Annotated in this window: 30 protein-coding genes and 1 pseudogene; 1 reads left to right on the forward strand and 30 read right to left on the reverse strand. The window is 63.5% G+C overall.

The window, feature by feature from the left end:
• Positions 1 to 368: 368 nt before the first annotated feature.
• Positions 369 to 1760: a 3-deoxy-7-phosphoheptulonate synthase class II gene (locus tag QMZ26_RS20260; protein WP_200734077.1), complete on the reverse strand. Its 1392-nt coding sequence runs from the start codon at positions 1758 to 1760 to the stop codon at positions 369 to 371.
• A 221-nt stretch (positions 1761 to 1981) separates the two neighbouring features.
• On the opposite strand from QMZ26_RS20260, the gene QMZ26_RS20265 reads away from it, so the two are divergent.
• Positions 1982 to 4114, forward strand: a complete 2133-nt coding sequence (locus QMZ26_RS20265) for a TonB-dependent receptor (protein WP_283222500.1) — start codon at positions 1982 to 1984, stop codon at positions 4112 to 4114.
• A gap of 95 nt (positions 4115 to 4209) precedes the next feature.
• Here the strand turns inward: QMZ26_RS20265 and QMZ26_RS20270 are convergent, their stop codons facing one another.
• The 29 genes and pseudogenes from QMZ26_RS20270 to QMZ26_RS20410 form a co-directional block, all read right to left on the reverse strand.
• Positions 4210 to 4716: a disulfide bond formation protein B gene (locus QMZ26_RS20270; RefSeq protein ID WP_200734075.1), complete on the reverse strand. Its 507-nt coding sequence runs from the start codon at positions 4714 to 4716 to the stop codon at positions 4210 to 4212.
• A 198-nt stretch (positions 4717 to 4914) separates the two neighbouring features.
• On the reverse strand, positions 4915 to 5298 hold the full coding sequence (gene rplQ / locus QMZ26_RS20275; RefSeq protein WP_079220763.1) for a 50S ribosomal protein L17: 384 nt from the start codon (positions 5296 to 5298) through the stop codon (positions 4915 to 4917).
• A 189-nt stretch (positions 5299 to 5487) separates the two neighbouring features.
• Positions 5488 to 6486 (reverse strand): DNA-directed RNA polymerase subunit alpha, encoded by a 999-nt coding sequence (rpoA, locus tag QMZ26_RS20280; protein ID WP_079220762.1) that lies wholly within the window; start codon positions 6484 to 6486, stop codon positions 5488 to 5490.
• Between the two features lie 56 nt (positions 6487 to 6542).
• Positions 6543 to 7172, reverse strand: coding sequence for a 30S ribosomal protein S4 (rpsD, locus tag QMZ26_RS20285; RefSeq protein WP_004145446.1), 630 nt, complete (start codon positions 7170 to 7172; stop codon positions 6543 to 6545).
• A 15-nt stretch (positions 7173 to 7187) separates the two neighbouring features.
• Positions 7188 to 7577: a 30S ribosomal protein S11 gene (gene rpsK, locus QMZ26_RS20290; RefSeq protein ID WP_004145443.1), complete on the reverse strand. Its 390-nt coding sequence runs from the start codon at positions 7575 to 7577 to the stop codon at positions 7188 to 7190.
• Positions 7578 to 7588: 11 nt separating this feature from the next.
• A complete protein-coding gene (rpsM, locus tag QMZ26_RS20295; protein WP_004145437.1) occupies positions 7589 to 7945 on the reverse strand; it encodes a 30S ribosomal protein S13 in 357 nt (118 codons plus the stop codon).
• 345 nt (positions 7946 to 8290) lie between these two features.
• Positions 8291 to 9658 (reverse strand): preprotein translocase subunit SecY, encoded by a 1368-nt coding sequence (gene secY / locus QMZ26_RS20300; protein WP_079220761.1) that lies wholly within the window; start codon positions 9656 to 9658, stop codon positions 8291 to 8293.
• Positions 9659 to 9665: 7 nt separating this feature from the next.
• Entirely contained in the window at positions 9666 to 10109 is a 444-nt protein-coding gene (gene rplO, locus QMZ26_RS20305) for a 50S ribosomal protein L15 (protein ID WP_004154498.1), read from the reverse strand.
• Between the two features lie 6 nt (positions 10110 to 10115).
• Entirely contained in the window at positions 10116 to 10307 is a 192-nt protein-coding gene (rpmD, locus tag QMZ26_RS20310; protein ID WP_004154497.1) for a 50S ribosomal protein L30, read from the reverse strand.
• Complete coding sequence (gene rpsE / locus QMZ26_RS20315; RefSeq protein WP_004145411.1) at positions 10300 to 10842, reverse strand: 30S ribosomal protein S5; 543 nt, start codon at positions 10840 to 10842, stop codon at positions 10300 to 10302. The genes rpmD and rpsE overlap by 8 nt, the downstream gene beginning before the upstream one ends.
• Positions 10843 to 11003: 161 nt before the next feature.
• Positions 11004 to 11357, reverse strand: coding sequence for a 50S ribosomal protein L18 (gene rplR, locus QMZ26_RS20320; protein WP_234458748.1), 354 nt, complete (start codon positions 11355 to 11357; stop codon positions 11004 to 11006).
• 86 nt (positions 11358 to 11443) lie between these two features.
• Positions 11444 to 11968, reverse strand: a complete 525-nt coding sequence (gene rplF, locus QMZ26_RS20325) for a 50S ribosomal protein L6 (protein WP_079220759.1) — start codon at positions 11966 to 11968, stop codon at positions 11444 to 11446.
• 18 nt (positions 11969 to 11986) lie between these two features.
• The gene (gene rpsH / locus QMZ26_RS20330; RefSeq protein WP_005408210.1) at positions 11987 to 12385 is read right to left on the reverse strand and encodes a 30S ribosomal protein S8; all 399 of its coding nucleotides are present in this window, start codon (positions 12383 to 12385) and stop codon (positions 11987 to 11989) included.
• 257 nt (positions 12386 to 12642) lie between these two features.
• Positions 12643 to 12948: a 30S ribosomal protein S14 gene (gene rpsN / locus QMZ26_RS20335; RefSeq protein WP_079220758.1), complete on the reverse strand. Its 306-nt coding sequence runs from the start codon at positions 12946 to 12948 to the stop codon at positions 12643 to 12645.
• An 18-nt stretch (positions 12949 to 12966) separates the two neighbouring features.
• Entirely contained in the window at positions 12967 to 13509 is a 543-nt protein-coding gene (gene rplE, locus QMZ26_RS20340) for a 50S ribosomal protein L5 (RefSeq protein ID WP_079220757.1), read from the reverse strand.
• An 11-nt stretch (positions 13510 to 13520) separates the two neighbouring features.
• The gene (gene rplX, locus QMZ26_RS20345; protein ID WP_079220756.1) at positions 13521 to 13838 is read right to left on the reverse strand and encodes a 50S ribosomal protein L24; all 318 of its coding nucleotides are present in this window, start codon (positions 13836 to 13838) and stop codon (positions 13521 to 13523) included.
• A 16-nt stretch (positions 13839 to 13854) separates the two neighbouring features.
• The gene (gene rplN / locus QMZ26_RS20350; protein WP_010483978.1) at positions 13855 to 14223 is read right to left on the reverse strand and encodes a 50S ribosomal protein L14; all 369 of its coding nucleotides are present in this window, start codon (positions 14221 to 14223) and stop codon (positions 13855 to 13857) included.
• Positions 14224 to 14234: 11 nt separating this feature from the next.
• Complete coding sequence (gene rpsQ, locus QMZ26_RS20355) at positions 14235 to 14504, reverse strand: 30S ribosomal protein S17 (protein ID WP_079220755.1); 270 nt, start codon at positions 14502 to 14504, stop codon at positions 14235 to 14237.
• 11 nt (positions 14505 to 14515) lie between these two features.
• The gene (gene rpmC / locus QMZ26_RS20360; protein ID WP_108767851.1) at positions 14516 to 14701 is read right to left on the reverse strand and encodes a 50S ribosomal protein L29; all 186 of its coding nucleotides are present in this window, start codon (positions 14699 to 14701) and stop codon (positions 14516 to 14518) included.
• On the reverse strand, positions 14701 to 15114 hold the full coding sequence (gene rplP / locus QMZ26_RS20365) for a 50S ribosomal protein L16 (protein ID WP_004154486.1): 414 nt from the start codon (positions 15112 to 15114) through the stop codon (positions 14701 to 14703). The genes rpmC and rplP overlap by 1 nt, the downstream gene beginning before the upstream one ends.
• A gap of 5 nt (positions 15115 to 15119) precedes the next feature.
• Complete coding sequence (rpsC, locus tag QMZ26_RS20370; protein WP_004145350.1) at positions 15120 to 15854, reverse strand: 30S ribosomal protein S3; 735 nt, start codon at positions 15852 to 15854, stop codon at positions 15120 to 15122.
• A gap of 18 nt (positions 15855 to 15872) precedes the next feature.
• Entirely contained in the window at positions 15873 to 16208 is a 336-nt protein-coding gene (gene rplV / locus QMZ26_RS20375; RefSeq protein WP_004145348.1) for a 50S ribosomal protein L22, read from the reverse strand.
• A gap of 12 nt (positions 16209 to 16220) precedes the next feature.
• Positions 16221 to 16490 (reverse strand): 30S ribosomal protein S19, encoded by a 270-nt coding sequence (gene rpsS / locus QMZ26_RS20380; RefSeq protein WP_004154485.1) that lies wholly within the window; start codon positions 16488 to 16490, stop codon positions 16221 to 16223.
• Positions 16491 to 16496: 6 nt separating this feature from the next.
• Positions 16497 to 17324, reverse strand: coding sequence for a 50S ribosomal protein L2 (rplB, locus tag QMZ26_RS20385; protein WP_004145339.1), 828 nt, complete (start codon positions 17322 to 17324; stop codon positions 16497 to 16499).
• 10 nt (positions 17325 to 17334) lie between these two features.
• On the reverse strand, positions 17335 to 17634 hold the full coding sequence (gene rplW / locus QMZ26_RS20390) for a 50S ribosomal protein L23 (protein WP_079220754.1): 300 nt from the start codon (positions 17632 to 17634) through the stop codon (positions 17335 to 17337).
• Positions 17631 to 18236 (reverse strand): 50S ribosomal protein L4, encoded by a 606-nt coding sequence (gene rplD, locus QMZ26_RS20395; protein ID WP_004145337.1) that lies wholly within the window; start codon positions 18234 to 18236, stop codon positions 17631 to 17633. Before rplD ends, rplW begins: the two co-directional genes overlap by 4 nt.
• 12 nt (positions 18237 to 18248) lie before the next feature.
• On the reverse strand, positions 18249 to 18899 hold the full coding sequence (gene rplC / locus QMZ26_RS20400) for a 50S ribosomal protein L3 (protein ID WP_059066096.1): 651 nt from the start codon (positions 18897 to 18899) through the stop codon (positions 18249 to 18251).
• Between the two features lie 11 nt (positions 18900 to 18910).
• A complete protein-coding gene (gene rpsJ / locus QMZ26_RS20405; RefSeq protein WP_010341589.1) occupies positions 18911 to 19222 on the reverse strand; it encodes a 30S ribosomal protein S10 in 312 nt (103 codons plus the stop codon).
• A gap of 332 nt (positions 19223 to 19554) precedes the next feature.
• A pseudogene (locus QMZ26_RS20410) lies at positions 19555 to 19668 on the reverse strand (elongation factor Tu); the annotation flags it as partial.

The following is a 19668-nucleotide window of genomic DNA, read 5'->3' on the forward strand; positions in this document are numbered from 1 at the left end:
GATCCACGCCATGCGTGGATGAATTCATTCGATATCCGACAGATGTGCCGACCAACGGTCGGCACCCACCAACAGCCACCGGCCAACTGTCAGAGGCGGGGCGGTGTGGGTGGGCAGGACCGTTGGCGCCATGGATGGCGCCATCGAGCCCCCATGGGTGAGGGCGCTTTGCTTGCGAAGCACTGCTTCGCAAGCGCCCGAACGCACAGCCGCCAGCGGCTGGGCCGGACCCCGGAGGGGGTTTACGGCGTGTCCTGACCACCCACACCGCCCCGCCATCCCACGGAATGCCCGCTTTTGCTGTTGAGGTTGCCGGCCAGCGGCCGGCACTACCGCAGGTGCAGGGCTGCAAGCCCTGCAGAAAAAACCTACCTCGCCTGCTCCTGCTTGCGCACGATCGCCATCGCTATCTCCAGCGACTGCTCATAGTTCAACCGCGGGTCCACCGTCGAGCGATACGCACGCTCCAGGTCACGCTCGGTCAACTCGCGCGCACCACCGGTGCATTCGGTCACGTCCTCGCCGGTCAGCTCCAGGTGCACGCCACCCAGCCGCGTGCCCGCCGCAGCGTGCAGGTCGAAGGACATTTCCACCTCGCCCCGCACGTTGTCGAAGCGACGCGTCTTGAAACCGTTGGCCGTGCTCTCGGTATTTCCGTGCATCGCATCGCACACCCACAGCACGCGGCGGCCATCGCGCTTCACCGCGTCCAGCAGCGGCGGCAGCTTCTCGGCAATCTGCGCCGCTCCCATGCGGTGGATGAAACTCAGGCGGCCGGGTTCGTCATCCGGGTTCAGCACATCGATCAACCGCAGCAGCTGGTCCGGCTGCACCGACGGGCCCACCTTGATCGCGATCGGGTTGCGTACGCCACGCAGGTATTCCACGTGTGCGCCATCCAGCGCGGCAGTGCGCATGCCGATCCACGGGTAATGCGTGCTCAGGTTCAACCAGCCCTGTTGGCGCGGCACCTGGCGGGTCAGGGCCTGCTCGTAGGGCAGCAGCAGCGCTTCGTGCGAGGTGTAGAAATCGATGCGGTTGAGGTTGTGCACGCGGGCCCCGGCCAGGGTCTCCATGAAGTGCACCGCGTCGCCGATCGAAGCCACCATCTTCTGGTACTCGGCAGCCAGCGGCGAATGCCGCACCCACTCCAGGTTCCAGTACTCGGGGTGGTGCAGGTCGGCGAAGCCACCATCGATCAGCGCCCGCACGAAGTTCATCGTCATCGCCGAGTGGGCGTGGGCCTGCAGCATCCGCTTCGGGTCCGGCAGGCGCGCAGCCTCGGTGAACGCCGGCGCGTTGATCACATCGCCGCGGTAGCTGGGCAGGGTCACGCCATCGCGGGTCTCGGTGTCGGCCGAACGCGGCTTGGCGTACTGGCCGGCGAAGCGGCCGACGCGGATCACCGGCTGGCGCAGGCCGTGCACCAGCACCAGGCTCATCTGCAGCAGCACCTTCAGGCGGTTGGAGATCGTGCCCGATTCGCAGTCGCTGAAATTCTCCGCGCAGTCACCGCCCTGCAGCAGGAAGCGCTTGCCCTCCTGCGCATCAGCCAGCTGCTGCTTCAGCGCCAGGATCTCCCACGAGGTCACCAGCGGCGGCAGCCGCTTCAGCTCATGCAGGGCCGCGTCCAGGGCAATCGGATCGGGATAGGTCGGCATCTGCAGCGCGGTCTTGCCACGCCAGCTCTCCGGCGACCAGCCAGCGCCGGTGGCGGTCGCAGCAGGATCGGAGACGGGCGGAACGGCGGACAGGCTCATTGCAGGATTCCGGGGGTGGGGGACGGTCATGGTCGCAGAGCCGGCCGCTGCCGCAAAGGCCCGGGAGACGCCTGCACATGGCTGAACGCCGGGGAAAGGTCAGCGCGAGTGGCCACAAACCGCATGCCCACAGCCCCCGGGACAGGCGCATGATTCGCTCCGCAGTGTTACGAAGTAACAATCCAGTCACCCCTACCGGCCCCTTCCACAGCCCATCCGCCATGAAGCCCTCCCTGCTCGCTACCGGCATCACTTTCGCCCTGGCCCTGGCCAGCCTGCCCAACCTCGCCCTGGCCGCCGATGCCGGCACCGACGCGGCGCCGGTGAAGGACCTCGATACGGTCACCGTCAGCGCCCAGCTCGACCAGGCGCGCAACGCGCTGTCGCCCGACATCGGCAGCAGCCAGTACCAGATCACCGCCGAGGACATCCAGAAGCAGCCGCTGGGGGCGTCCGCGCCGCTCAGCCAGGTACTGCTGCAGGCGCCCGGCGTGGTCCAGGATTCCTACGGTGGCGTGCACGTGCGCGGCGACCACGCCAACCTGCAGTACCGCATCAACGGCGTGCTGCTGCCGGAATCGATCTCCGGCTTTGGCCAGACCCTGGATGCACGCACGATCAAGAGCATCCGGCTGATGGACGGCGCGTTGCCGGCGCAGTTCGGCGAGCGCACCGCCGCGGTGGTCGACATCACCACCCGCAGTGGCGCCGAACTTGGCAATGGCGGCAGCGTCGGCATCACCACCGGCTCGTTCGGCAAGGTCAATCCGAATGCCTCCTGGTGGGGCTCGCAGGGGCGCTGGAGCTGGTTCCTGACCGGCAACTACGACCAGAACGAGGTGGGCCTGGAGAACCCGACCAGCTCGCGCAAGCCGGAGCATGACGATACCCACCAGGGCAAAGCCTTCGCTGACCTGACCTATCTGGTCAACGACACCACCCGCCTGAGCGTGTTCGCCGGCTTCGCCAACAACCGCTTCCAGATTCCGGTCAATCCGGGGCAGACGCCGCAGTTCGGCTACCTGGACACCACCACCTTCGATTCCAGCCAGCTGGATGAGACCCAGCGCGAAACCACCCGCTTCGGCATGCTGGTGCTGCAGGGCACGCTGGGCGAGACCGCCTACCAGGTCTCCGCCGGCCAGCGCTACAGCGATGTCGGCTTCAATCCCGACGTGGCCGGCGACCTGGTGTTCAGTGGCGTCGCCTCGCAGGTCCAGCGCAGCAACCGCGCCAATACGCTGCAGGCGGATTTCTCCACGCCGCTGGGCGACAACCACACGCTGCGCTACGGCGTATACGGCAACCAGGAACGCGCGCGTGCCAGCACCAACAGCTGGGTGTTCCCGGTCGACGATGACGGCGAGCAGGCCAGCACCACGCCGCTGCAGATTGCCGACAACAGCGCGTTCAAGGCCACCACCCTGGCGGTCTACGTGCAGGACGAATGGAAGATCGGCAACGACTGGACGGTCAACTACGGCCTGCGTGGTGATCGCTACAAGGCCTTCGGCCAGACCGAGGGCCAGCTCAGCCCGCGCCTGGGCGTGGTCTGGAATGCCAGCGACAGCACCACCGTGCATGCCGGCTACTCGCGCTACTTCACCCCGCCGGCGAGCGAGCTGATCGCCACCAGCGACATCAGCCTGTATGACGGCACCACCAACGCACAGCCATCCGGTGGCAACAACATCCCGCTGGCCGAGCGCAGCGACTACTACGACATCGGTGTCTCCCAGCAGGTCGGCGACCACCTGACCCTGGGCCTGGATGCCTACGACCGGCGCGTATCGCGCCTGCAGGACGAAGGCCAGTTCGGCGCCGCCTACATCTACTCGACGTTCAACTACCGCCGTGGCCACATCCGCGGCCTGGAATTCAGCGCCGACTACAGCAACGGCCCCTTGAGCGCCTACTTCAATGCCGCCCTGAACAAGGCCATCGGCACCGACGTCATCACCAGCCAGTACAACCTCGACCCGGAAGCACTGGCCTACGTGGCCGACCACTGGATCCACCTGGACCACGACCAGAAGCTGACCTCGTCAGGCGGTTTCAGCTATGCCTTCGCCGGCCACAACCGCATCGGCGCGAACTACGTGTTCGGCAGCGGCCTGCGCTCGGATACCGACACCGTGCCCAACGGCGGCGAACTGCCGTCCTACCTGCAGGTGAACCTCAGCGCCGGCCACGACTTCAATGCCGACAGCGGGCATCCGCTGCACATGCAGGTGGCGTTGATCAATGCACTGGACCGCAGCTACCAGCTGCGTGATGGCGGCGGCGTGGGTGTGTTCGCCCCGCAGTGGGGCCCGCGCCGCGGTGCCTACCTGAGCCTGCAGCAGGACTTCTGAGGACGGGCCGTGGTAATGCCGGCCGCTGGCCGGCAACTACGGGACACCCGCCATCGCTCATGAGGTTGCCGGCCAGCGGCCGGCACTACCTTGCGTCAGCGCTTGACCTTGCGCAGCGACACCACCAGCGCCCACAGCGCCAGCAGGACGAACCACACGCCCGACCACATCGGCATGGTCATGCCCAGGAAGGTCCAGTCGATGTTGCCGCAGTTGCCGGTGCCGGTCAGCACGGTGCGGAACACTTCCAGCGGCCCCATGGTCTCGCTCAGGAACGCCAGCGGCGGGCCGCAGGTGGAACCCATTTCCGGCGGCAGCATCTGCACGTAGACATGGCGCCCAGCAATGCCGATTCCGACAGCTGCCGCAATGAAGGCAAGGATGCCGTAGGTCGCGCGCCCAGGCCGGTTCGAGGGACCGTGCAAGGCGCCGATCAGGAACAACAGGCCCAGTGCAGCGAATGCCAGGCGCTGGAAGATGCACAGCGGGCAAGGCTCCAGCCCCATCTTCAGCTGCAGGAAGATGGCGTAGCCAAGCAGGCCCACGCAGATCAGGAAGCCCAACAGGAACTGGGCGCGGAAGGGCCAGCGCAAAGGATTCATCGTGAACGCTCGAACGGATCAGGCGCCAAGCGTAACCGAGAGCGCCTCCCGTTCGAACCGCCACACGGCACGCCTGTCGGAACGGTGTGGGCCGGAGCGGAGCCCGGAAACGCAAACGCCGGGCATGGCCCGGCGCTACCAGAACGCAAAAGCCCGGCAGAGGCCGGGCTTTCGCTGTGTCGCGTTGGAACGGTCCGATTACTCGGCCACTTCCTCGGCCACGGCCGGACGGTCGACCAGCTCGACGTAGGCCATCGGAGCGTTGTCGCCGGCGCGGAAGCCGCACTTCAGCAGACGCAGGTAGCCGCCCGGACGGTTCGCGTAGCGCGGGCCCAGGATGGTGAACAGGTTGCCCACGGCTTCGTTGTCACGCAGGCGGGCGAAGGCCAGACGGCGGTTGGCGACGGAGTCGACCTTGGCCAGGGTGATCAGCGGCTCGGCAACGCGGCGCAGTTCCTTGGCCTTCGGCAGGGTGGTCTTGATCAGCTCGTGCTTGAACAGCGAGGCGGCCATGTTCTTGAACATCGCTTCGCGGTGGGCGCTGGTGCGGTTGAACTTACGGCCAGACTTCATGTGACGCATGGTGATATTCCTTGGTTAATGATGAGGCTGTGTGGATCGTTGTCGCCATCCTGGCGTTGCTGCGCGGACTGCGGTTGGTCCTGGCCATCCGTCCTGGACGACCTGCCCGCGAACCTGCGGTTCGTCGTGGCATGTATGTTGCGTTGAAGGCCCCACCGCGAACGGTGGAGCCTCCAGGCATTACCGATATCAGCCCAGCATGCCGTGGCTGGCGACGCCGGCCGGCGGCCAGTTCTCCAGCTTCATGCCGAGGGACAGGCCGCGCTGAGCCAGCACTTCCTTGATCTCGGTGAGCGACTTCTTGCCCAGGTTCGGGGTCTTCAGCAGCTCCACTTCGGTCTTCTGGATCAGATCGCCGATGTAGTAGATGCTTTCGGCCTTCAGGCAGTTGGCCGAACGCACGGTCAGCTCCAGATCGTCGATCGGGCGCAGCAGCACCGGATCCACGCCGTTGTTGGCCGGCTTGGCTGCACCGCGGTCGCGGTGGGTGAAGTCACCGAACACCGACAGCTGGTCGCTGAGGATGTCGGCGGCGGTGCGCACGGCTTCCTCGGCGTCGATGGTGCCGTTGGTCTCGATATCGATGACCAGCTTGTCCAGGTCGGTACGCTGTTCGACACGAGCCGCTTCCACGGCATAGGCGACGCGGCGGACCGGCGAGAACGAGGCATCCAGGACCAGGCGGCCGATGGCACGGGTTTCTTCGTCCGGACGACGACGCGCGGCAGCCGGCTGGTAGCCGAAACCACGTTCGATCTTCAGACGCATGTTGATCGCCGTATCCTTGGTCAGGTGGCAGATCACATGATCGCTGTTCAGGATCTCCACATTGTGGTCGACCTTGATGTCAGCAGCAGTGACAACGCCCGGACCCTGCTTGGACAGGGACAGGGTGGCGCTGTCGCCGGAATGCATACGGATGGCCACGTCCTTCAGGTTCAGCAGGACTTCGAGCACGTCCTCCTGCAGACCTTCGACCGTGGTGTACTCGTGCAACACGCCGTCGATTTCGACTTCCGTGATGGCGAAGCCCGGGATGGACGACAGCAGCACGCGACGCAGGGCATTACCCAGCGTATGCCCGTAACCCCGCTCCAAAGGTTCGATAACGACCTTTGCACGGGTGTCGGTAAGGCGTTCGATCTGCGGACCGCGAGGACGCAGAACCTGGTTGGCGGTAACCGTCATGTTGCGGGTTCTCCTAGTGAACCCCCGGCCGTCGCCGGGGGCTCTCCAATGATGAATTACTTCGAATACAGCTCGACGATCAGCGCTTCGTTGATGTCCGCAGGCAGATCCGAACGATCCGGAACAGCCTTGAAGATGCCGGTGAACTTGCCGGAATCCACTTCAACCCACGACGGGCTCAGGTCATGCTGGGCGGCGACGGTCAGGGCTTCCTGGACGCGCAGCTGCTTGGCAGCCTTTTCAGACAGAGCGATGGCGTCGCCAGCCTTGACCTGGTACGAAGCCAGGTTGACCGACTTGCCATTCACGGTGACGCCGCGGTGCGACACCAGCTGACGGGCAGCCGGACGGGTCACGGCGAAGCCCATGCGGTAGACGACGTTGTCCAGGCGGGTTTCCAGCAGCTGCAGCAGGTTCTCGCCGGTGTTGCCCTTCTTGGTCGAGGCCTTCTTGTAGTAGTTGCGGAACTGACGCTCCAGCAGGCCGTAGATACGCTTGACCTTCTGCTTTTCACGCAGCTGGGTGGCGTAGTCGGACAGCTTGCCCTTGCGGGCAGTGGCGCCGTGCTGGCCGGGCTTCTGCTCCAGCTTGCACTTGGAGTCCAGCGCACGCGCCGGGCTCTTCAGGGACAGGTCGGCGCCTTCGCGACGGGCGAGCTTACAGGTAGGACCGATATAACGAGCCATTTCTTATCGCTCCCTTTAGACGCGACGCTTCTTCGGCGGACGGCACCCGTTGTGCGGGATAGGCGTCACGTCGATGATGTTGGTGATCTTGTAGCCGACGTTGTTCAACGAACGCACGGCCGACTCACGGCCCGGACCCGGGCCCTTGATGCGGACTTCCAGCGACTTCACGCCGTAGTCCAGCGCAGCACGACCGGCCTTTTCGGCAGCCACCTGGGCAGCGAACGGGGTCGACTTGCGCGAACCGCGGAAGCCAGCGCCACCGGAGGTCGCCCACGACAGAGCGTTGCCCTGGCGGTCGGTGATGGTCACGATGGTGTTGTTGAACGAAGCGTGGACGTGGGCAACGCCGTCGGTGACGACGCGCTTGATCTTCTTCTTGGTCTTAGCAGCGGGCTTAGCCATTTATAGGTCCCTTACTTCCTGATCGCCTTGCGCGGGCCCTTGCGGGTGCGGGCGTTGGTACGGGTGCGCTGGCCACGCAGCGGCAGGCCGCGACGGTGACGCAGGCCGCGGTAGCAGCCCAGGTCCATCAGGCGCTTGATCGCGATGCCGATTTCACGGCGCAGATCGCCTTCCACGATGTACTTGCCGACTTCGGCGCGCAGGCGCTCGATTTCCGGCTCCGACAGATCGCGGATCTTGGTGGTCGAAGCAACGCCTGCGACTTCGCAGACCTTCTTCGAACGGGTACGGCCGATGCCGTAAATGCTTTGCAACCCGACCCAGACGTGCTTCTGGGCTGGCAGGTTGACGCCTGCAATACGCGCCATGACGCGGTTCTCCAGCTGAGTGATGGCCGACAGCGCGCCTCGGGCACGCCAATCCGGCAGGATGGATCAAAAAAGTGAACTAGCGATACTAACAAGGTTCCGGTTTACATGGAAGCCCGTGAAACATTGAAGTTTCATGAACCCGGCCTGGGGAGTGTGCCCAGGCTCCGGCGCCGGACAAGGTTGGACCTGGGTTTCCCCGGGGCCGCCCGCGCTACTCCAGCGCAGGACCACCTCGCCACACCCCCACCCGGAACCGCTGCGGGGGCCGCCCTTCGTTTGTGTGGCCAGAGTCCGCGAAGCGGGGGACCATCACGTCAGGAAGACGAAAGTATAACAGGCTTATCAGCCGCGGGCAAAACCGCCGCGGTTGCCGCCCTTCAGGTTGGCCTTCTTCAGCAGGCTCTCGTACTGGTGGGACATCAGGTGCGCCTGCACCTGGGCGATGAAGTCCATCACCACCACCACGACGATCAGCAGCGAAGTACCACCGAAGTAGAACGAGGCGTTCAGCTGCGTGCGCATCAGTTCCGGCAGCAGGCAGACGATCACCAGGTAAGCCGAACCGGCAGCGGTCAGGCGGGTCAGCACGCCGTCGATGTAATCGGCGGTGGCCTTGCCCGGACGGATGCCCGGAATCAGCGCGCCCGACTTCTTCAGGTTGTCGGCGGTTTCCTGCGAGTTGAACACCAGCGCGGTATAGAAGAACGCAAAACCGGTGATCAGCGCAGCGAACACGATCATGTGCAGCGGCTCGCCCGGGCCCAGTGCGTTGGCGACCTTCTGCAGGGTCTGGCCGACGGCGCTCTGGTTGGCAGCCTGGCCGGACCACATGGCCAGGGTGGCCGGGAAGGCCAGCAGGCTCGAGGCGAAGATCGCCGGGATGACGCCGGCCATGTTCAGCTTCAGCGGCAGGAACGAGGTCTGGTTCATGTACGCGTTGCGACCGCCCTGGCGGCGCGCGTAGTTGACCGTGATCCTGCGCTGGCCGCGCTCGACGAACACCACGAAGAAGGTGAAGGCGAGGACGACGATGGCGATCAGCAGCAGCTGGATGAACTGGATGTTGCCGTCGCGGTAGGCGTCGAAGGTGTGGATGACCGCACCCGGCAGGCCCGCCACGATACCGGCGAAGATGATCAGCGACACGCCGTTGCCGATACCGCGCTCGGTGACCTGCTCACCGACCCACATCAGGAACATGGTGCCGGCGGTCAGTGCGACCACGGCGGTGAGCACGAAGCCCATGCCCGGTGCGTACACGACCGGAGCGCCCGACGGTGCCACCTGGTTCTGCAGCGCCAGGGCGATCGAACCGCCCTGCACCACCGCCAGCAGCACGGCGCCGATGCGCGAATACTGGGTGATCTTGCGGCGGCCGGACTCACCTTCCTTCTGCATCGCCTTCAGGGCGGGGAAGATGTGGGTGGCCAGCTGCATCACGATCGATGCCGAGATGTACGGCATCACGTTGAGCGCGAAGATGCTCAAACGGTGCAGGGCGCCGCCCGAGAACATGTTGAACATGTCCACGATGCCGCCGCCCTGCTGTTGCATCATGGCAAGCATGGCATCGGGATTGACGCCCGGCACCGGCACATAACAGCCGATGCGATAGACGATCAAAGCCCCGACGACGAACAGCAAACGTTGGCGAAGTTCAGTGAACTTGCCCATTCCGCCCGCGAGGTTACCGATGCCAGCTTGCGCCATGATTTTCTTACTCCGTCACGCTGCCGCCGGCAGCTTCGATTGCAGCCTTGGCACCCGCCGTGGCAGCAATACCCTTCAGGGTGAACGCCTTGGTCACTTCGCCCTTGACGACGACCTTGGCCTTCTTTGCAGTGCTCGGGACCAGCTTGGCAGCACGCAGGGCGGCGAAGTCGATCTCACCGGCCGGCAGCTTGTCCAGCGCGTACAGCAGCACTTCAGCGGTGTCCTTGGCGATCGGCGAACGGAAGCCGATCTTCGGCAGACGACGCTGCATGGGGGTCTGGCCGCCTTCGAAGCCAGCCTTGATCTTGCCGCCACCCTTACGGGCGAACGAACCCTTGTGGCCGCGGCCGGCAGTCTTGCCCAGGCCCGAGCCGATACCGCGACCGACGCGGGTGCGCTCGGTGCGGGCGCCCGGTGCCGGGCTCAGTTCATTGAGACGCAGAGTCATGATCGATTACTCCTCAACCTTGACGAGGTAGTGAACGGTGTTGATCAGACCGCGAACCTGCGGGCTGTCCTTCAGTTCACGGACATCGTTGAGCTTGTTCAGGCCCAGGGCACGCACCGACAGGCGGTGACGCGACTGGGTACCACGCAGGCCGCGCACCAGGCGCACCTTCACAGTCTTGTTGGACTCATTAGCCATGGTTGAGTTCCTCCACCTTCTTGCCGCGCTTGGCCGCGATGCGAGCCGGCGACTGCGCAGCAGACAGGCCCTTCACGGTGGCACGCACCAGGTTGATCGGGTTGCGCGAACCGGTGGCCTTGGCCAGCACGTTCTTCACGCCAACCGCTTCCAGCACGGCGCGCATGGCACCGCCGGCGATGACGCCGGTACCTTCGGAAGCCGGCTGCATGAACACGCGGGCTGCGCCGTGACCATCCTTGATGGTGTGCCACAGGGTGCCGTTGTTCAGGTCAACGCTGACCAGGTTCTTGCGAGCCTGTTCCATCGACTTCTGGATGGCGACCGGCACTTCGCGCGCCTTGCCATAACCGAAACCGACCTTGCCTTCGCCGTCGCCGACCACGGTCAGGGCGGTGAAGGTGAACTGGCGGCCACCCTTGACGGTCTTGCTGACGCGGTTGACCGCGACCAGCTTTTCGATCATGCCGTCGTCGACTTTCTCTTCGCGGTTACGGTCGCGATCGCGACCCCGCTGCTGACGCTCTTCTGCCATTTTGATTCCTTGGTAGTTTGGGTATGTACGGCTCGAGGCCGCTTATGGTTGTGAAGTACCGCGCTGGTGCGGTGGGCCGCTGCAGAAGAGCGGCGCCGCCCCGCCTCACTCAGACGGGCGAGCAGGCGGACAGGGGACCAGAAGTCCCCTGCCCTTATCCCTTAGAACTGCAGGCCGGCTTCGCGGGCGGCTTCTGCCAGGGCCTTGATGCGGCCGTGGTAGCGGTAGCCCGAACGATCGAAGGCAACCTTCTCGATGCCGGCGGCCTTGGCGCGCTCAGCGACGATACGGCCGACCTTGGCGGCGGCATCGGCGTTCTTGCCGTTCTTCAGGCCTTCCATGATGTCGGTCTGGGTGGTGTTGGCGGCAGCCAGCACCTTGGAACCGTCAGCGGTGAAGACCTGGGCGTACAGGTGCTGGCCGGTGCGCAGCACCGACAGGCGGGCGACGCCGAGCTCACGGATGTGGGCGCGGGTCGACTTGGCGCGACGCAGGCGGGCGATGTTCTTGTTCATGATTTTTTTCCCTTGAAAGCGGAAGGTTAGGCTTTTCCCTGAGGAGTCCGCACATGGATGTGCGGGCTCTTGCGAGGGACTCGCACTTACGCCTTCTTGGCTTCCTTACGGATGATGACTTCGTCGGAGTACTTCACGCCCTTGCCCTTGTACGGTTCCGGCTTGCGGAACGCACGGATCTTGGCGGCGACTTCACCGACGACCTGCTTGTCAGCGCCCTGCACCAGAATTTCGGTCTGGGTCGGGGTGGTGATGGTGATGCCTTCCGGCGCCACGAACACGATCGGGTGCGAGTAACCGAGCGACAGGCTCAGGTCCTTGCCCTGCATGGCAGCACGGTAACCCACGCCGACCAGCTCCAGCTTGCGCTCGAAGCCTTCGGAAACACCCTTGACCATGTTGGCCAGGATGGCGCGGACGGTGCCGGTCAGCGGGACCAGGTCAACGTTCTCGGCGCTCAGGGTGGCAACGCCGTTGTCGACGTTGATGGCAATGCCGGCCGGCTTCGGCAGCGACAGGGTGCCCTTCGGGCCCTTGACGGTGACGGAATCGGACTGGACGTTCAGTTCAACCTTACCCAGGGTGACGGGCTTCTTGGCTACGCGGGACATAGTATTACTCCTTTCGCCTTAGGCCACGAAGCACAGGACTTCGCCGCCGACGCCCAGCTGGCGCGCCTGCGCATCAGTCATGATGCCCTTGGAGGTGGAAATGATGGAGATACCCAGGCCATTCATGACCTTCGGCAGCTCGCTCTTGCCGCGGTACTGGCGCAGGCCCGAACGCGAGAAGCGCTTCAGGGTCGCGATGACCGGCTTGCCTTCGAAATACTTCAGCACGATTTCCAGCTCGGACTTGTTGTTTTCCAGCTGGGTCACGCGCAGGTCGGTGATGTAACCCTCGTCCTTCAGGACCTGGGCGATCGCAACCTTGATCTTGGACGACGGGGCTTTCACCGTCTGCTTGCCAACCGCGGCCGCATTCTTGATGCGGACCAGCAGGTCGGCGATGGGATCAGTCATGCTCATATGAGTACCTTTGAGTGCACCGATATCCGCTTTCGCGAAAATCTGTTGTCTCCTGGAAACGGGCCAGGTCCCTTGTTGCAGCAGGCCGATGGCCTGCCCTGCTACCCCGTTTGCACAGAGCAAGACGCGGGAGTATACGCCAAAAGAGCCCGGCTTGCGCCGGGCTCTTCGGTTTTTTTGCGTCGGGAAGGCTGAATGCCTCCCCTGCCCGGTTCAGGAACCCCCGAAGGGGCTCCTGATCACAGGGCCGGCTGGGATTACCAGCTGGCCTTGCGCAGACCCGGCACGTCGCCACGCATGGTGGCTTCGCGCAGCTTGTTACGGCCCAGGCCGAACTTGCTGTAGACGCCACGCGGACGACCCGACAGTTCGCAACGGTTGCGGTGGCGGCTCGGCGACGAATCGCGCGGCAGCTTGGCCAGCTTGGTTGCGGCGTCGATCTTCTCTTCGTAGGTCGCGTCCACGGAGGACACGATCTTCTTCAGAGCCGCACGCTTTTCAGCGTACTTCTTTGCCAGCTTTTCCCGCTTGATGTCGCGGTTGACCATGGAGGTCTTTGCCATTTCGGATTCCTCGACGGATCAGTTACGGAACGGGAACTTGAACGCTGCCAGCAGCGCCTTCGCTTCCGCATCGGTCTTCGCAGTGGTGGTGATGGCGATATCCATGCCGCGGATCGCGTCGACAGCGTCGAAGTCGATTTCCGGGAAGATGATCTGTTCCTTCACACCCATGTTGAAGTTGCCGCGACCGTCGAAGGAACGACCGGAAACACCACGGAAGTCGCGCACGCGCGGCAGCGAGATGTTGATCAGGCGATCCAGGAACTCGTACATCTTGTGGCGACGCAGCGTGGTCTTGCAGCCGATCGGCCAACCATCACGGATCTTGAACGACGCAACCGACACGCGCGACTTGGTGACAACCGGCTTCTGGCCGGAAATCTTGGTCATGTCGCCGACGGCGTTTTCCAGGATCTTCTTGTTGGTGGCCGCTTCGCCGACACCCATGTTCAGGGTGACCTTGACAAGCTTCGGCACTTCCATCGGATTGGTGTAACCGAACTGCTTCATCAGCGCCGGTACCACTTCTTCCTTGTAGAACTTTTCGAGACGGGAACTCATCTTCTCATTCCTCAGGCGTCAAGCGCCTCACCGCTGGAGCGGAACACACGCAGTTTGCGTCCATCCTCCAGCACCTTGAAGCCAACGCGCTCGCCCTTGCCCGAAGCCGGGTTCAGCACATTCACGTTGGAGATATGGATCGAAGCTTCGCGCTCGACCACGCCGCCGGCAACACCTGCCTGCGGGTTCGGCTTGGTGTGGCGCTTGACGATGTTCACGTTGCCGACGACCACACGGTCGCCGTCGACGCGGACGACTTCGCCCTGCTTGCCCTTGTCCTTGCCAGCGTTGACGACAACCTGGTCGCCCTTCTTGATACGGTTAGCCATGATTATCTCCTGTCGCTCACAGCACTTCGGGAGCGAGCGAGACGATCTTCATGAACTTCTCCGAACGAAGTTCACGAGTCACCGGCCCGAAGATACGGGTGCCGATCGGCTCCTGCTTGTTGTTCAGCAGGACGGCAGCGTTGCCGTCGAAGCGGATCAGCGAACCGTCGGCGCGACGCACACCCTTGCGGGTACGCACCACGACGGCGTCATACACTTCACCCTTCTTGACCTTGCCGCGCGGAATCGCATCCTTCACGGTGACCTTGATGATGTCGCCGATGCCGGCGTAACGGCGCTTGGAACCACCCAGCACCTTGAAGCACATCACCTGCTTGGCACCCGAATTGTCCGCGACGTCAAGGTAGCTCTGCATCTGGATCATGATTCAGCTCCTTATTCAGCCGCGCGCGTGATGACTTCCACCACGCGCCAGTTCTTGGTCTTGGACATCGGAGCAATCTCGGTCACGCGGACGACATCGCCTTCCTTGCAGGCGTTGTCGGCATCGTGGGCGTGCAGCTTCGTCGAGCGCTTGATGTACTTGCCGTACAGCGCGTGCTTGACCTGACGCTCAACCAGGACGGTAACCGTCTTGTCCATCTTGTTGCTGACGACACGGCCTTCGACCGTGCGCAGCGCCTTGTTTTCGATATTGTCGCTCATAGCGGCCGTCCTTACTTCTTGCTGCCGAGCAGCGTCTTGACGCGAGCAATCTCGCGACGGACGCGGCGGATATCGTGAGTCTTCGGCAGCTGGCCGGTGACCTGCTGCATACGGACAGAGAACTGTTCCTTACGCAGGTCGATCAGGTGGGCCTTCAGTTCGTCAGCCGACTTTTCACGGAGAGTTTTCAGTTCCATCAGCGCACCGTCCGGGTCACGAAAGTGGTGGTGACCGAGAGCTTGGCGGCGGCCAGGCGGAACGCCTCGCGTGCCACTTCCTCCGAGACACCCTCGATTTCATAGATCATGCGGCCGGGCTGGATCTGGGCCACCCAGTATTCCACGTTGCCCTTACCCGAACCCATTCGAACTTCGATGGGCTTCTTGGTGATGGGCTTGTCGGGGAACACACGGATCCACATCTTGCCGCCGCGCTTCACGTAGCGGCTGATCGAGCGGCGGGCCGCTTCGATCTGACGCGCGGTCAGCTGACCGTGGGCGGTTGCCTTGAGGCCGTATTCGCCGAAGCTGACAGCGTTGGCGCTCCAGCTCAGGCCGTCGTTACGGCCCTTGTGCACCTTGCGGTACTTGGTTCGCTTGGGTTGCAACATTGTCGTTACCTCGCTTCACGAGCCGGGCGCTGACGGTCACCGCGGTCGCCGCGATCGTGACGATCGTTGCGCGACGGGGTGTCGTCCTGCTTTTCCTGGCCAACCTGGGAGAAATCGAAGACCTCGCCCTTGTAGATCCAGACCTTGATGCCGATGATGCCGTAGGTCGTCTTGGCTTCAGCGAAGCCATAGTCGATGTCGGCACGCAGGGTGTGCAGCGGCACGCGGCCTTCGCGGTACCACTCCGAACGGGCGATTTCTGCACCGTTGAGGCGGCCACCCACGTTGACCTTGATGCCCAGGGCACCCAGGCGCATCGCGTTGCCGACCGAGCGCTTCATGGCACGGCGGAACATGATGCGGCGCTCCAGCTGCTGGGCGATCGACTCGGCAACGAGCTGAGCGTCCAGTTCCGGCTTGCGCACTTCGGTGACGTTGATGTGCGCCGGGACGCCCATCATCTCGCTCACTTCCTTGCGCAGCTTCTCGATGTCCTCACCGCGCTTGCCGATCACCACGCCCGGACGGGCGGTGTGGATCGTCACGCGAGCGGTCTTGGCCGGACGCTCGATCAGGATCTTGCTGATGCCGGCCTGAGCCAGCTTCTTGCGCAGCATTTCGCGCACTTTCAGGTCGGCTGCCAGGTAACCAGCGAACTCGGCCTTGTTGGCGTACCACTTGGAGTTCCAGTCCTTGGAAATGCCGAGGCGGATACCAATCGGATGAACTTTATGACCCATGGTCTTTTCCTTATCCGCTTACTTGGCGGCGCCCACAACCACAGTGATGTGGCTGGTGCGCTTGAGGATGCGGGTACCGCGGCCTTTCGCCCGCGCCATGAAACGCTTCAGGGTCGGACCTTCATCAACCATGATGGTCTGAACCTTCAGCTCGTCGACGTCGGCGCCCTGGTTGTTCTCGGCATTTGCAATAGCCGACTCCACCACCTTCTTGATCAGGTGGGCAGCCTTCTTGTCCGAGAACTTCAGCAGGTTGACCGCACGTTCGGCCGGCAGACCGCGCACCTGGTCAGCGACCAGACGAGCCTTCTGCGGGGAGATGCGCGCAGTGCGCAGGATGGCTTTCGCTTCCATTGTCATCTCTCCTTACTTGCCCGACTTCTTGTCACCACCGTGACCCTTGAAGGTCCGGGTGATGGCAAATTCGCCAAGCTTGTGGCCGACCATGTTCTCGTTGACGAGAACCGGGATGTGGTTCTTGCCGTTATGCACGGCAATGGTGACGCCTACCATGTCAGGCAGGATCATCGAACGGCGCGACCAGGTCTTGATCGGCTTCTTGCTGCCCGCAGCGGCCTCCACCTTCTTGACGAGGTGGTGATCGACGAACGGGCCCTTCTTGAGTGAACGTGCCATGGTCGATTAGCCCCTACGATCGCGGACGATGAACTGCTGAGTGCGCTTGTTATGGCGCGTCTTGTAACCCTTGGTCGGGACACCCCACGGGGTGACCGGATGCGGATTACCCTGGCCGGCCTTGGCCTCACCACCACCGTGCGGGTGGTCAACCGGGTTCATGGCAGCACCACGAACGGTCGGGCGGACGCCGCGCCAACGCTTGGCACCGGCCTTGCCCAGCTTTTCCAGGCTGTGCTCGTCGTTGCCGACTTCACCGATGGTGGCGCAGCACTCGACCGGAACCTTACGCATTTCACCCGAGCGCAGGCGCAGGGTGGCGTAGATGCCTTCGCGGGCAACCAGCTGCACGGCCGCACCAGCGGCGCGGGCGATCTGAGCGCCCTTGCCGGGCTTCAGTTCGATGCAGTGGATGGTGGTACCGACCGGGATGTTGCGCAGCGGCAGGGTGTTGCCAGCCTTGATCGGAGCATCCGAACCAGCGATCACCTGATCACCAGCCTTCAGGCCCTTCGGGGCGATGATGTAGCGACGCTCGCCGTCGACGTAGCACAGCAGGGCGATGTGGGCGGTGCGGTTCGGATCGTATTCGATGCGTTCCACGCGCGCCGGGATGCCCAGCTTGTTGCGCTTGAAGTCGATGATGCGGTAGTGCTGCTTGGCACCACCACCGACGTGACGCACGGTGATGCGGCCATGGTGGTTACGACCACCCGAGCGGCTCTGCGACTCGACCAGTGCGGCGTGCGGAGCACCCTTGTGCAGGTCGGGGGTAACCACACGCACGGCCGAACGGCGGCCGGGGGAAGTGGGCTTGAATTTCATCAATGGCATGGGATGTACCTCAGGCCTTGGCCGTTACATCGATCGACTGGCCGTCGGCCAGGCGAACGTAAGCCTTACGCCAATCGCCGCGGCGGCCAGCACGGTTACGGAAGGACTTGTTCTTGCCCTTGACGTTGACCACGTTGACAGCCTCGACCTTGACGCCGAACAGCTGCTCAACCGCGGCCTTTACATCGGCTTTGGTGGCTTCGTTCGAAACTTCGAAGGCATACTGGTTGGAGAGTTCCTGAATGCGAGCGGTCTTTTCGGAGACACGCGGGGCACGCAGCACGCTGAAGATTTTTTCGTTGCTGTTCATGCCAGCCACTCCTCGACCTTCTTGACCGCATCAGCGGTGATGACGACCGTGTCGGCACCGACCAGCGACACCGGGTCCAGACCCTGGACGTCACGCACCTGCACGTACGGCAGATTGCGGGCGGACAGGTACAGGTGCTCGGAGGCTTCTTCAGTGACGATCAGCGGGCGCTTGCCCACTTCCAGGCCGGCCAGCTTGGCGATCAGACCCTTCGTGTTGGTCACTTCGACATCGAAGGACTCCACGATGGTCAGACGGCCCTGACGGTTCAGCTCGGACAGGATCGCGCACATGGCGGCACGGTACTGCTTACGATTGACCTTCTGCTCGAAGCTGCGCGGCTTTGCCGCGAAGGTGACACCGCCGCCGACGAAGATCGGAGCCGTCAGTGCGCCATGACGCGCGCCGCCGCCCTTCTGCTTCTTCGACTTCTTGGTGGTACCTGCCACTTCGGAGCGAGTCTTCTGCGCCTTGGTGCCGGCGCGACCGGCGTTGCGGTAAGCAACGACGACCTGGTGGACCAGATCTTCGCTGAAATCGCGACCGAACACGGCGTCGGAGACCGAGACCTTGTTATTGCTACCCGTGATAACGAGTTCCATCGTCATCTCTCCTTATGCCTTGCTCGCCGGACGGACGATCACGTCGCCACCCGCCGCGCCCGGAACGGCGCCGCGAACCGCGATCAGACCGCGTTCGACGTCGACCTTGACAACTTCCAGGTTCTGGGTGCTCTGCTGCACGGAGCCCATGTGACCGGACATCTTCTTGCCCGGGAACACGCGACCCGGCGTCTGGCGCTGACCCAGCGAACCCGGCGCGCGATGCGACAGCGAGTTACCGTGGGTAGCGTCACCCATACGGAAGTTGTAGCGCTTGATGGTGCCCTGGAAGCCCTTACCCTTGGTGACACCCTGGACGTCGACGATCTGGCCGACTTCAAAGATGTCCGCCTTGACTTCGCCGCCAACGGCGAAATCGCCGAGCTGCGCGTCCTCAACGCGGAATTCCCACAGGCCACGACCCGCTTCCACCTTCGCCTTGGCGAAGTGGCCGGCTTCCGGCTTGTTGACCAGGGCAGCGCGACGAGCGCCGACGGTCACCTGCACGGCGCTGTAGCCGTCGGTTTCGACGGTCTTGATCTGCGCGATGCGGTTCGGGGTTGCTTCGATCAGGGTCACCGGGATGGAACGGCCATCTTCGGTGAACACGCGGCTCATGCCAGCCTTGCGGCCCACGAAGCCCAACGAATACTTCTTCGTCATGGTCGTAGTCCTCAGGTCAGCTTGATCTGAACGTCGACGCCGGCAGCCAGTTCGAGCTTCATCAGCGCGTCCACGGTCTTGTCATTCGGGTCAACGATATCGAGCACGCGCTTGTGCGTGCGGGTCTCGTACTGGTCACGCGCGTCCTTGTCGACGTGCGGGGAAACGAGAATGGTGTAACGCTCGATCTTGGTCGGCAGCGGGATCGGGCCACGCACTTGCGCGCCGGTCCGCTTGGCCGTCTCAACGATCTCGCTGGCCGAACGGTCGATCAGACGATGATCGAACGCTTTCAGCCGGATCCGGATCTTTTGGTCCGCCATGGCGGTAGGTTCCTTCGTTAAAAGAGCGACAGACAAAGCCTCTGGGTTGCTTTGTCCCATGAAATCCCTGAATACGGACAGCCCGCACTCCTGCAGGCCGACAAGGTCAATCCGTAGACCTCAAAAACGTAGGCAGACCTAGAAACAGGCCTGCCCAGACGACGAAGCATAATGGCACGCAAGGCAGCTGTCAACAGTTTCCTGTTGACGCCGCCTGAATGGCATTGACCCTTCCTGGTCCGGGGAACACAAGGCACATCCTGTGCCTACTTTCCCGTTTGATACGCCCCGATGCCCTACCCAGGCAACATCGGGGCGCAGAGTGTAGCAGATTACTCGATGATGGTGGAGACCACACCGGCGCCGACGGTACGGCCACCTTCGCGGATTGCGAAGCGCAGGCCGGCGTCCATGGCGACCGGGTTGATCAGGGTGACAACCATCTT

The sequence above is a fragment of the Stenotrophomonas sp. PFBMAA-4 genome (assembly GCF_030053215.1).
Classification (GTDB): Bacteria; Pseudomonadota; Gammaproteobacteria; order Xanthomonadales; family Xanthomonadaceae; genus Stenotrophomonas.

What these genes read in the sequence shown, in the direction of transcription:
- rplE (WP_079220757.1), bottom strand. Translation starts at nt 13,509, where the DNA reads ATGAGTTCCCGTCTCGAAAAGTTCTACAAGGAAGAAGTGGTACCGGCG.
- rplQ (WP_079220763.1), bottom strand. Translation starts at nt 5,298, where the DNA reads ATGCGTCACATGAAGTCTGGCCGTAAGTTCAACCGCACCAGCGCCCAC.
- rplD (WP_004145337.1), bottom strand. Translation starts at nt 18,236, where the DNA reads ATGGAACTCGTTATCACGGGTAGCAATAACAAGGTCTCGGTCTCCGAC.
- rpoA (WP_079220762.1), bottom strand. Translation starts at nt 6,486, where the DNA reads ATGACGGTTACCGCCAACCAGGTTCTGCGTCCTCGCGGTCCGCAGATC.
- rplF (WP_079220759.1), bottom strand. Translation starts at nt 11,968, where the DNA reads ATGTCCCGCGTAGCCAAGAAGCCCGTCACCCTGGGTAAGGTTGAACTG.
- rpsD (WP_004145446.1), bottom strand. Translation starts at nt 7,172, where the DNA reads ATGGCTCGTTATATCGGTCCTACCTGTAAGCTCGCCCGTCGCGAAGGC.
- rplC (WP_059066096.1), bottom strand. Translation starts at nt 18,899, where the DNA reads ATGACGAAGAAGTATTCGTTGGGCTTCGTGGGCCGCAAGGCTGGCATG.
- rplN (WP_010483978.1), bottom strand. Translation starts at nt 14,223, where the DNA reads ATGATCCAGATGCAGAGCTACCTTGACGTCGCGGACAATTCGGGTGCC.
- rplB (WP_004145339.1), bottom strand. Translation starts at nt 17,324, where the DNA reads ATGCCATTGATGAAATTCAAGCCCACTTCCCCCGGCCGCCGTTCGGCC.
- rpsN (WP_079220758.1), bottom strand. Translation starts at nt 12,948, where the DNA reads ATGGCAAAGACCTCCATGGTCAACCGCGACATCAAGCGGGAAAAGCTG.
- rpsH (WP_005408210.1), bottom strand. Translation starts at nt 12,385, where the DNA reads ATGAGCATGACTGATCCCATCGCCGACCTGCTGGTCCGCATCAAGAAT.
- QMZ26_RS20260 (WP_200734077.1), bottom strand. Translation starts at nt 1,760, where the DNA reads ATGAGCCTGTCCGCCGTTCCGCCCGTCTCCGATCCTGCTGCGACCGCC.
- rpsQ (WP_079220755.1), bottom strand. Translation starts at nt 14,504, where the DNA reads ATGAGCGACAATATCGAAAACAAGGCGCTGCGCACGGTCGAAGGCCGT.
- rpmD (WP_004154497.1), bottom strand. Translation starts at nt 10,307, where the DNA reads ATGGCTAATGAGTCCAACAAGACTGTGAAGGTGCGCCTGGTGCGCGGC.
- rpmC (WP_108767851.1), bottom strand. Translation starts at nt 14,701, where the DNA reads ATGGAACTGAAAACTCTCCGTGAAAAGTCGGCTGACGAACTGAAGGCC.
- rplV (WP_004145348.1), bottom strand. Translation starts at nt 16,208, where the DNA reads ATGGAAGCGAAAGCCATCCTGCGCACTGCGCGCATCTCCCCGCAGAAG.
- rpsS (WP_004154485.1), bottom strand. Translation starts at nt 16,490, where the DNA reads ATGGCACGTTCACTCAAGAAGGGCCCGTTCGTCGATCACCACCTCGTC.
- QMZ26_RS20270 (WP_200734075.1), bottom strand. Translation starts at nt 4,716, where the DNA reads ATGAATCCTTTGCGCTGGCCCTTCCGCGCCCAGTTCCTGTTGGGCTTC.
- rpsK (WP_004145443.1), bottom strand. Translation starts at nt 7,577, where the DNA reads ATGGCTAAGCCCGCTGCTAAGACCAAGAAGAAGATCAAGCGCGTCGTC.
- rplR (WP_234458748.1), bottom strand. Translation starts at nt 11,357, where the DNA reads ATGAACAAGAACATCGCCCGCCTGCGTCGCGCCAAGTCGACCCGCGCC.
- rplX (WP_079220756.1), bottom strand. Translation starts at nt 13,838, where the DNA reads ATGGCTAACCGTATCAAGAAGGGCGACCAGGTTGTCGTCAACGCTGGC.
- rpsJ (WP_010341589.1), bottom strand. Translation starts at nt 19,222, where the DNA reads ATGGCGGACCAAAAGATCCGGATCCGGCTGAAAGCGTTCGATCATCGT.
- rplP (WP_004154486.1), bottom strand. Translation starts at nt 15,114, where the DNA reads ATGTTGCAACCCAAGCGAACCAAGTACCGCAAGGTGCACAAGGGCCGT.
- QMZ26_RS20265 (WP_283222500.1), top strand. Translation starts at nt 1,982, where the DNA reads ATGAAGCCCTCCCTGCTCGCTACCGGCATCACTTTCGCCCTGGCCCTG.
- rplW (WP_079220754.1), bottom strand. Translation starts at nt 17,634, where the DNA reads ATGAACAGCAACGAAAAAATCTTCAGCGTGCTGCGTGCCCCGCGTGTC.
- secY (WP_079220761.1), bottom strand. Translation starts at nt 9,658, where the DNA reads ATGGCGCAAGCTGGCATCGGTAACCTCGCGGGCGGAATGGGCAAGTTC.
- rpsC (WP_004145350.1), bottom strand. Translation starts at nt 15,854, where the DNA reads ATGGGTCATAAAGTTCATCCGATTGGTATCCGCCTCGGCATTTCCAAG.
- rplO (WP_004154498.1), bottom strand. Translation starts at nt 10,109, where the DNA reads ATGACTCTGCGTCTCAATGAACTGAGCCCGGCACCGGGCGCCCGCACC.
- rpsE (WP_004145411.1), bottom strand. Translation starts at nt 10,842, where the DNA reads ATGGCAGAAGAGCGTCAGCAGCGGGGTCGCGATCGCGACCGTAACCGC.
- rpsM (WP_004145437.1), bottom strand. Translation starts at nt 7,945, where the DNA reads ATGGCGCGTATTGCAGGCGTCAACCTGCCAGCCCAGAAGCACGTCTGG.